Origin of the sequence: Pseudomonas sp. 32_A (assembly GCF_017490905.1) — a bacterium.
GTDB classification, from domain to species: Bacteria; Pseudomonadota; Gammaproteobacteria; order Pseudomonadales; family Pseudomonadaceae; genus Aquipseudomonas; species Aquipseudomonas inefficax.
In genome coordinates, this window is the sequence record NZ_JAFGYI010000259.1 from 1 (window position 1) to 481 (window position 481).

1 pseudogene is annotated in these 481 nt (G+C 58.4%); it reads right to left on the reverse strand.

Annotation, left to right across the window (positions count from 1 at the left end):
* Positions 1-481: pseudogene (gyrB, locus tag J5M58_RS26580) on the reverse strand (DNA gyrase subunit B); the annotation flags it as partial.

The window sequence follows — 481 nt, forward strand, 5'->3', positions numbered from 1 at the left end:
ACCGAAATGATGGCGGTAAGGCCTTCGCGCGCGTCGTCGCCGGTGGTGGCGACCTTCAGCTTCTTCGCCAAACCCTCCTGCTCGATGTAGGTGTTCAAGTTCCGAGTGAGTGCCGAACGGAAGCCCGCCAGGTGGGTGCCACCGTCGCGCTGCGGGATGTTGTTGGTGAAGCAGAGAATGTTCTCGTTGAAACTGTCATTCCACTGCAAGGCCAATTCCACGCCGACGCCATCTTCGCGTTGGACATTGAAGTGGAACACTTGGTTGACCGGCGTCTTGTTGGTGTTCAGGTACTCGACGAATGCTCGCAGACCGCCCTCGTAACGGAACAGCTCCTCTTTTGCCGTGCGCTCGTCGCGCAGAACGATGCCGACACCCGAGTTTAGGAACGACAGCTCGCGAAGACGCTTGGCCAGGATGTCCCAGCTGAAGTGGATATTCTGGAAGGTCTGCGCGGACGGCTTGAAAGGAACCTCCGTAC